This is a genomic window from Azospira sp. MPR-E4 (assembly GCF_058809645.1).
Genome location: NZ_JBXAST010000087.1, coordinates 1 through 8,156 on the forward strand (window position 1 = coordinate 1; position 8,156 = coordinate 8,156).

Sequence of the window (8,156 nt, forward strand, 5' to 3'; positions counted from 1 at the left end):
GCCCTGGCCGGCCAGGGCGGCGTAGATGCACTGGTCGTAGTGGTTGAACTGCAGCAGGGCCTTGGCGGCGGGCGGGGTCGGGGCCAGTTGGCTGAGCCAGCCTTCCCAGCGCAGCCAGGGATAGTCCCGGCCGTCCTCGAAGGAGAGCAGGGTGAGGTGGGCCAGGTTGGCGGCGGAAAGCCGGGGGCCGTCCGGCAGGCTCGCAGCCAGGGGCGGCGCCACGACGGGGGCCAGGGTTTCGTCGAAGAGCTTGAGACTGCCGGCGGGGGCAGCTTCCGGGGTGCCGTAGCGCAGGGCCACGTCCACTTCCTCCGCTTCCAGATCCACCGCCCGGTTGTCGGCGGAGACCCGGATGCCGATATCAGGATGGCGGGCCTGGAAGCCTGAAAGCCGGGGTACCAGCCACAGGGCGGCGACGCCGATGGAGGCGGAGACGGTGACCCGGGGTTGGCGTCGGGATGCGGTGATGTCCTCCACCGTGCTGCCCAGGCGGGCCAGCACTTCGCTGGCGGTGCGGAACAGGCGTTCGCCCTCCGGCGTCAGGTGCAGGGCCCGGGTGCTGCGCTGGAACAGGGCCACGCCCAGTTGTTTCTCCAGGGTCTGGACCTGGCGGCTGATGGCCGACTGGCTCAGGTGCAGCTCTTCCCCCGCCTTGGTGAAGGAGAGGTGGCGGGCGGCGGCGACGAAACCCTTGAGGGGGTCCAGGGGTGGCAGGCGGTGCAGGGGCAGGCTCATGGCGGGGTTGTTTATCTATGCGTTTATTGCATCAATTGAATGCAGATTTCCCGTTTGTGTGTTGTGCATTGGCTTTCCATACTTCATTCATGGCGTGGCTGTACTGATACGGCCATATCAAAAGCGCATGAATGGAGGATAGGAAAATGCAAGTGATCCGGCAAGGCCAGGCAGCGGGCCAGACAACGCAGTGGCTGCATTTGGAACTGGAACGGCGGGAAATGCTGGTGCTGGCCGATGCTCGGGGCCAGACCCTGGAGTGCCGCACGGGCGAGCTGTGGCTGACGGAGGATGGCGGGGGCGACCGGATTCTCCGGCCCGGCGAAGCCCATGTGGTGGCCGGCAACGGCTGTCTGGTGGTTTCGGCCTGCCAGGATGCCCGCTTTGTCCTCGGCGGTGGGGGGCACGATCCGGCCACGGTTTCCCTGCAGCCGGTACGGGGCTTTCTCGCCAGCCTGCTGCCCCACGAGCTGTCCGGCCTGGGCGGTCGCGGCCTGGCCTGAGGCCGGGAATCAATAGGCCCCGCCGCCGGTCCCATTCTGCAACCAGACCTTGCCGTCGAGTCTTCCCATGGATCGCTTTACCCCACCGGCCCCGACCGTCAGCGCCAGCCCCTTGAGTCTCACCGCCGCCGACGGCTATGTCCTGGCCGCCCACCACTGGCAGCCGGAGGGCATGCCCCGGGCGGTGGTGGTAATCAACCCGGCCACCGCAGTGAAGGCGGCCTACTATCACCGCTACGCCCGCTTCCTGGCGGAAAACGGCTTTGCCGTACTGACCTACGATTACCGGGGTATCGGCGATTCCCGCCAGGGCAGCCTGCGCCGCTGGCGCCACGTCTCCAAGCTGGATTGGGGCCGTTACGACTGCGAAGCGGCCCTGGCCCGGGCGCGGCAGGCCTATCCCGATTTGCCCCTGCATCTGGTGGCCCACAGCATCGGCGGCCTGCTGCTGGGCCTGGCCCCTTCCGGGTCGGCGGTGCAGCGGGCCTTCACCGTGGGCAGCCAGTACGCCTACTGGCCCGACTACGGCCCGGGCAAGCCCCTCATGTGGCTGCGCTGGCATGTGCTGATGCCGCTGCTGACCGCCGTGCTCGGCTACTTCCCGGCCCGGCGCCTGGGCTGGCACGAGGACCTGCCCGCCGGAGCCGCCTACGAATGGGCCTTCCGCCCGGCCTCCCTGGAGAAGTCCTATCGACGCCATGTGCGGGGCGGGGCCGATCCCCTGGCCCATTTCGACGGCTTCCGCGGGGAGATGCTGGCGGTGAGCATTACGGACGACCCTTTCGGCACCCCGGCGGCCATCCGCCGCCTGCTGGGCTACTACCGGGGCGCCCGGCGCCATCATGTGCACCTGTCGCCGGCCGCGGCGGGGGTGGAAGTCATCGGCCACTTCGCCTGGTTCCACGAACGTTTCCGCCCCACCCTGTGGCAGGACTCCCTGGCCTGGTTGCGGGACGGCAGCCTGACCCGCGCGCCCCGGGAAACCCTGGCGCCCGAAACTGGTGCCGGGGTTTAAGGAATCAGCCGATCTTGGGGCGTTCCTTGGCCGAGTAGTTGCTGAAGTGTCCCTCCTTGGCCGCCTGGGCCCGGCCGGCGGCCACCAGGCCGGCTGTCTTGCCCTGGGGGGCGGGCAGGGAGACCAGTTTTTCCAGCTGCCCGCTGCCGCATTTCGGGCAGGCCGGCACGGTACTGGCCCGCACCAGCAGTTCAAAGGTGTGCTGGCAGGCCTGGCACTGGTAGTCGTAGAGGGGCATGGGGCACTCCTGTCGCAATGACGACAATCGAAGGGGAATGCCCGAGAAATGCAAGAAGGGTGCCGGGGAGAAGCATTGGCCACAGAGGGCACAGAGATCACAGAGGGTGTCAGCCCCGCCGGTAACGGGCGGCGGTCTGCGATACAAGTAAATTCTTCCCGTGGGCGTTGCACCCCGGAGTTCTCAACTCTGTGCCCTCTGTGTCCTCTGTGGCTATGCAGCCTTTCAGGTCGTCGCCTTGGCCAACGCCTGGTCGATGTCCCAGAGGATGTCGTCCAGGGTCTCCAGGCCCACGGAGAGGCGGATCAGGTCCGGCGGCACGCCGGCGGCGGTCTGCTGTTCCGGGGTCATCTGGCGGTGGGTGGTGGAGGCCGGGTGGATCACCAGGGTCTTGGCGTCGCCGATGTTGGCCAGGTGGGAAAGGAATTCCACGCTGTCGATGAACTTCTGCCCGGCGGCCGCCCCGCCCTTGATGCCAAAAGTGAGCACGGCGCCGGCGCCCTTGGGCAGGTATTTCTTCGCCAGATTGTGGTACTTGCTGGAGGGCAGGCCCGGGTAATTGACCCATTCCACCTGGGGATGGGCTTCCAGATGCCGGGCGATGGCCAGGGCGTTGCTGCAATGGCGGTCCATGCGCAGGGAAAGGGTCTCCACCCCTTGCAGCAGCAGGAAGGCGTTGAAGGGGGAGAGGGCCGGGCCGAAGGTGCGCAGGCCTTCCATGCGGCATTTGGCGGTGAAGCCGAAGTTGCCGAAAGTCTCGTAGAACTTGACGCCGTGGTAGCCCGGGCTGGGCTCGGTCATGGTGGCGAACTTGCCGTTGTCCCAGGGGAACTTGCCCGATTCGACGATGATGCCCCCCAGGGTGGTGCCGTGGCCGCCGATGAACTTGGTGGCCGAGTGCACCACGATGGCGGCGCCCCATTCGAAGGGCCGGCACAGGTAGGGGCTGGCGAAGGTGTTGTCCACGAAGAGGGGCAGGCCGGCGGCGTTGGCGATCCTGGCCACGGCCTCGATGTCCAGCACGTTGAGGCCCGGGTTGCCCATGGTCTCGGCGTAGACCACCTTGGTCTTGGGGGTGATGGCCTTGGCGAAATTCTCCGGATCGTCGCTGTCCACGAAAATGGTGTTGATGCCCAGCTTGCGGAAGTTCACGTCCAGCTGGGTGTGGGTGCCGCCGTAGAGGGTGCGGGCGGCGACGATCTCGTCCCCGGCCTCGCACAGGTTGAGCAGGGCCACCATCTGGGCGGCCATGCCGGAGGCCACGGCCACCGCGGCCTTGCCCCCTTCCAGGGCGGCGATGCGCTCTTCCAGCACGGCCACGGTGGGGTTGGAGAGGCGGGAATAGACGTTGCCGAAGGTCTGCAGGTTGAACAGGCTGGCGGCGTGCTCAGGCGAATCGAAGACGTAGGCGGCGGTCTGGTAGATGGGCGTGGCCCGGCTGCCGGTGGCGGCGTCGGGCACCTGCCCGGCGTGGAGGGAAAGGGTGTCGAACCCGAACTGGTGGTCGGCCATGGTGTGCTTTCGGGAAATCGGACGGATCAGGTGGGGCGACGGGAAGAGACGATGCCCGTATTCACGCCCATGAAATTGAGGCCGCCGAAGAGGCGGGCGTATTCGATCTTGACGCAGCGGTCCTCGATCACCGTGAGGCCGGCGGCCTCGGCGATGTGGCGGGCTTCCTCATTGATTACGCCGAGCTGCAGCCACAGTACCTTGGCGCCGATGGCCACAGCCTCCCGGGCGATGGGCACGCAGTCTTCCGGCTTGCGGAAGACGTCCACGATATCCACCGGCTCGGGAATGGATTTCAAGTCCGGGTAGCACTTCTCCCCCAGGATCTCCGGGTACTTGGGATTCACCGGGATGATGCGGTAGCCCCGTTCCTGCATGTACTTGGCAGCGAAGTAGCTGGGGCGGTTCCAGTCGGCGGAGAGGCCGACCACGGCGATGGTGCGGTTTTCTTTCAGGACCTGGCGCAGGGTGGCAAGTTCGCTCATGCAAGTGTTCCGTGTGAGGGGTGGGGCGGGCGGCCCCGGGTTCCCCTCGGGTCTGCCGCGTTAGCCGTGGCACCAGGTGGGGTGGCGCTTGTCGATGAAGGCATCGATGCCTTCCCGGGCGTCCCTGGCCTGGAGATTGTGCACCATCACCCCCTTGGCGTAGGCGTAGGCCTCGTCCAGGGGCAGTTCGGCCTGGCGGTAGTAGGCGGCTTTGCCCACGGCCAGGGTGTGGCGCGACTTGCTGGCGATTTTAACCGCCAATGCTTCCACCGCGACATCCAGTTGTTCCCCGGACACGTGCTCGTTGATAAGGCCGAAACGCAGGGCCGTGGGGGCGTCGATGAGGTCGCCGGTGAGCAGCATCTGCAGGGCGTGCTTGTGGGAGATATTGCGGGACAAAGCCACCATGGGGGTGGAGCAGAAGAGGCCGATATTGACGCCGGGCGTGGAGAAGCGGGCGTCGTCCGTGGCGATGGCCAGGTCGGCGCTGGCCACCAGCTGGGCCCCGGCGGCGGTGGCGATGCCATGCACCCGGGCGATCACCGGCTGGGGCAGGCTGACTATGCGCTGCATGAGCCGGGCGCAGGCCTCGAAAAGGTCTTCGGCATAGCTTGCGCCGTAGTCGGCGCCGCGCATTTCCTTCAGGTCGTGGCCGGCGCAGAAGGCCGGGCCGTTGCCGGCCAGGATCACCACGCCGATGCCGGGATCGGCGGCGATGCGATCGAACTCGGTCTGCAGGGCGGCGATCATGGGCCGGGAGAGGGCGTTGCGGGCGGCGGGGCGGTTGAGGGTGAGGCGGGCGATGCCGTCCTTATCCTGCCGCAGTACCAGGGCTTCTTCGCTCATGTGCTGTTCTCCTTTTGTTATTACTTGAGGGCCTGTTCCAGATCAGCCAGCAGGTCTTCCACGTCTTCGACGCCGACGGAAAGGCGTACCAGACCGTCGTCGATGCCGATGCGGCGGCGCTGCTCAGGGGGAACGGAGGCGTGGGTCATCAGGGCCGGCAGTTCGATCAGGCTTTCCACCCCGCCCAGGCTTTCGGCCAGGACGAAAATTTTGGTGTTTTCCAGCAGCTTCTTCGCCGCCGGCAGGCCGCCTTTCACCACGGCGGAGACCATGCCGCCGAAGCCGCGCATCTGGCGGTTGGCCAGTTCATGCTGGGGGTGGCTTGCCAGGCCGGGGTAATGGACCTTCTCGATGGCCGGGTGGTTGGCCAGCCAGCGGGCGATGGCCTCGGCGTTGGCGCAGTGGCGTTCCATGCGCAGGGCCAGGGTCTTCAAACCGCGCAGGGCGAGGAAGGCATCGAAAGGCCCCAGCACGGCGCCGGCGGCGTTCTGCAGGAAGGCCAGGCGCTCGGCCAGTTCCGGATTGGCGGTGACGGCGACGCCGGCGATCACGTCGGAATGGCCGTTCAAGTACTTGGTGGCCGAATGCACCACGATGTCGAAGCCGTGTTCCAGGGGGCGCTGGATCCAGGGGCTGGCGAAGGTGTTGTCGGCCACGGTGAGGAGGCCCCGGTCCTTGCCGATGGCGGCCACCAGGTCCAGATCCACCAGCTTCAAAAGCGGATTGCTCGGGGTTTCCACCCACAACAGTTTGGTTTCCGGGGTGATGGCGGCCTCGATGCTCTCCCGGCTGGAGAAGTCGGCGTAGGTCACCTTGAGGTCGGCGGAATTGCTGCGTACCCGGTTGAAGAGGCGCACCGAGCCGCCGTAGAGGTCGTCGGAGGCCACCACATGGCTGCCGGCGGGCAGCAGTTCCAGCACCGTGGCGCTGGCGGCCAGGCCCGAGGCGAAGGCAAAGCCGTGGCTGGCCCCTTCCAGGTCGGCGATGCAGCGTTCCAGGGCCAGGCGGGTGGGGTTGGCGCTGCGGGCGTAGTCGAAGGTGGCCCCGGCGTACTGCTTCGGCTCGTTGAGGGCCGGCTGGACGTAGGTGGAGGTGGCGTAGATGGGGATGGAGACGGCGCCGGTGGTGGGGTCCGGCTCCTGGCCGGCATGGATGGCGCGGGTGGCAAAACCTTGTTTGTGGGTCATGGGGGGCTCGAAAAAATCTAAAAACGGAGCCACAGAGGACACAGAGAGCACAGAGGGGAAAACCATCGTCGCTGACGACACCGGAGGCGTTTTGAGGCGCTTCGGCAAGGCAACGGGTTTAGCTCTTTCTCTGTGTTCTCTGTGCCCTCTGTGGCAAAAGATTCAGGTCTTAGCTCTTCAGCTTGCGCCGCAGGTGGTTGAGCAGGTCGATGCGGGTCACCAGGCCGAGGAAGCGGTCGCCGTCCACCACGATGGGCACCAGGCCCTGGTCGAAGAGGGGCAGCAGGTCGCTGATGGGGGCCGTGGGGGGCAGGGTGGTGAGGCGGCTGGTCATGAATTTCTTCACCGGCTGGCGGAAGTTGGCTTCGTCCTTGGTGATGGCCAGCAGCAGATCGGATTCGTCGATGAGGCCGACGATCCGGCCTTCGTCGTTGGTCACCGGCAGCTGGGAGACGTCGTAGAGCTTGAAGCGGCCGTAGGCGGTGAGCACCGTATCCGTCGGCGCCACGGTGACCACGGCGCCCTCGTCGGCGCGGCGGCCGATGATGTCCCGCAGGTCACCCCGCACGTCCTTGGGCAGGAAGCCCTGGTCCGCCATCCAGAAGTCGTTGTACATCTTGGAGAGGTAGCGGTTGCCGTGGTCGCAGACGAAGGTGACCACGTGTTCCGGCTTGGTGCGGGTGCGGCAGTAGCGCAGGGCTGCGGCCAGCAGGGTGCCGGTGGAGGAGCCGCCCATGATGCCTTCCTTGCGCAGCAGTTCCCGGGCGGCGGCGAAGCTCTCGGCGTCGGGCACGGTGTAGGCCTCGCGCACCCCGGTGAGGTCGCAGATGGGGGGGATGAAATCCTCGCCGATGCCTTCCACCAGCCAGGAGCCGGCCTCCTTGATGTAGCCGTGGGCCACGTAGTCGGCCAGCACGGAGCCGGCCGGATCGGCCAGCACCATCTTCACCCGGGGCGATTTCTGGCGGAAGAAGCGGGTCAGGCCGGTGAGGGTGCCGCCGCTGCCGACGCCGCAGACCACGGCGTCGATGCGGCCCTTCAGCTGGGACCACAGTTCCGGCCCGGTGCCGGTCTCGTGGGCCTTGGGATTGTTGGGGTTGCCGAACTGGTTCACATACCAGGCGCCGGGAATCTCGCTGGCCAGGCGCTGGGCCATGTCCTGGTAGTACTCGGGATGGCCGACGCCCACGTCGGAGCGGGTCATCACCACCCGGGCCCCCAGGGCCTTCAGGGCGAAGATCTTTTCCTGGCTCATCTTGTCCGGCACCACCAGCACCACCTTGTAGCCGCGCTGGGCACCCACCAGGGTGAGGGCCAGGCCGGTGTTGCCGGCGGTGGCCTCCACCAGGGTGGAGCCGGGCTTGATCAGGCCTTCCTTCTCGGCGGCGTCGATCATGGAACGGGCTACCCGGTCCTTGATGGAGCCGCCCGGATTCTGGCTTTCCAGCTTGAGGAAGAGACGGCAGGGGCCGGTGTCGAAGTGGGTCACTTCCACCAGTGGGGTGGCCCCGATCAGGTCCAGGCTGGAACGGGGCAGGGTGGCGGAAGGAGCGAGGGTGGCGGCGGTATCGGTCATGGAATCTCGGTTCGGCTGGAAGACGAAGGGGCCGGCGGGGACAGGTGGAGATGGGGGCC

At 67.0% G+C, this 8,156-nt stretch carries 9 protein-coding genes; 2 read left to right on the plus strand and 7 right to left on the minus strand.

From position 1 onward, the window contains the following. Window positions 1–735 (minus strand): LysR family transcriptional regulator (locus AC1RTA_RS15995; RefSeq protein ID WP_492785297.1); only part of this gene is annotated, 735 nt, incomplete at its 3' end. Between the two features lie 146 nt (window positions 736–881). On the opposite strand from AC1RTA_RS15995, the gene AC1RTA_RS16000 reads away from it, so the two are divergent. Further along, the gene (locus AC1RTA_RS16000) at window positions 882–1,238 is read left to right on the plus strand and encodes a DUF2917 domain-containing protein (RefSeq protein ID WP_492785298.1); all 357 of its coding nucleotides are present in this window, start codon (window positions 882–884) and stop codon (window positions 1,236–1,238) included. 67 nt (window positions 1,239–1,305) lie between these two features. Beyond that, on the plus strand, window positions 1,306–2,253 hold the full coding sequence (locus AC1RTA_RS16005) for an alpha/beta hydrolase family protein (protein ID WP_492785299.1): 948 nt from the start codon (window positions 1,306–1,308) through the stop codon (window positions 2,251–2,253). Between the two features lie 4 nt (window positions 2,254–2,257). On the opposite strand, the gene AC1RTA_RS16010 is transcribed toward AC1RTA_RS16005, so the two are convergent. The 6 genes from AC1RTA_RS16010 to AC1RTA_RS16035 all read right to left on the minus strand — a co-directional run. Further along, complete coding sequence (locus AC1RTA_RS16010; RefSeq protein ID WP_014237105.1) at window positions 2,258–2,491, minus strand: FmdB family zinc ribbon protein; 234 nt, start codon at window positions 2,489–2,491, stop codon at window positions 2,258–2,260. A 225-nt stretch (window positions 2,492–2,716) separates the two neighbouring features. Next, complete coding sequence (locus AC1RTA_RS16015; protein WP_492785300.1) at window positions 2,717–4,003, minus strand: O-acetylhomoserine aminocarboxypropyltransferase/cysteine synthase family protein; 1,287 nt, start codon at window positions 4,001–4,003, stop codon at window positions 2,717–2,719. A 26-nt stretch (window positions 4,004–4,029) separates the two neighbouring features. Continuing rightward, window positions 4,030–4,488, minus strand: coding sequence for a CoA-binding protein (locus AC1RTA_RS16020; RefSeq protein ID WP_492785301.1), 459 nt, complete (start codon window positions 4,486–4,488; stop codon window positions 4,030–4,032). A 60-nt stretch (window positions 4,489–4,548) separates the two neighbouring features. Beyond that, on the minus strand, window positions 4,549–5,334 hold the full coding sequence (locus AC1RTA_RS16025) for an enoyl-CoA hydratase (RefSeq protein ID WP_492785302.1): 786 nt from the start codon (window positions 5,332–5,334) through the stop codon (window positions 4,549–4,551). A 20-nt stretch (window positions 5,335–5,354) separates the two neighbouring features. After that, window positions 5,355–6,521, minus strand: coding sequence for a cystathionine gamma-synthase (locus AC1RTA_RS16030; protein ID WP_492785303.1), 1,167 nt, complete (start codon window positions 6,519–6,521; stop codon window positions 5,355–5,357). 169 nt (window positions 6,522–6,690) lie between these two features. Continuing rightward, window positions 6,691–8,156, minus strand: a 1,466-nt coding sequence (locus AC1RTA_RS16035) for a pyridoxal-phosphate dependent enzyme (protein ID WP_492785304.1), incomplete at its 5' end; no start/stop codon positions are given.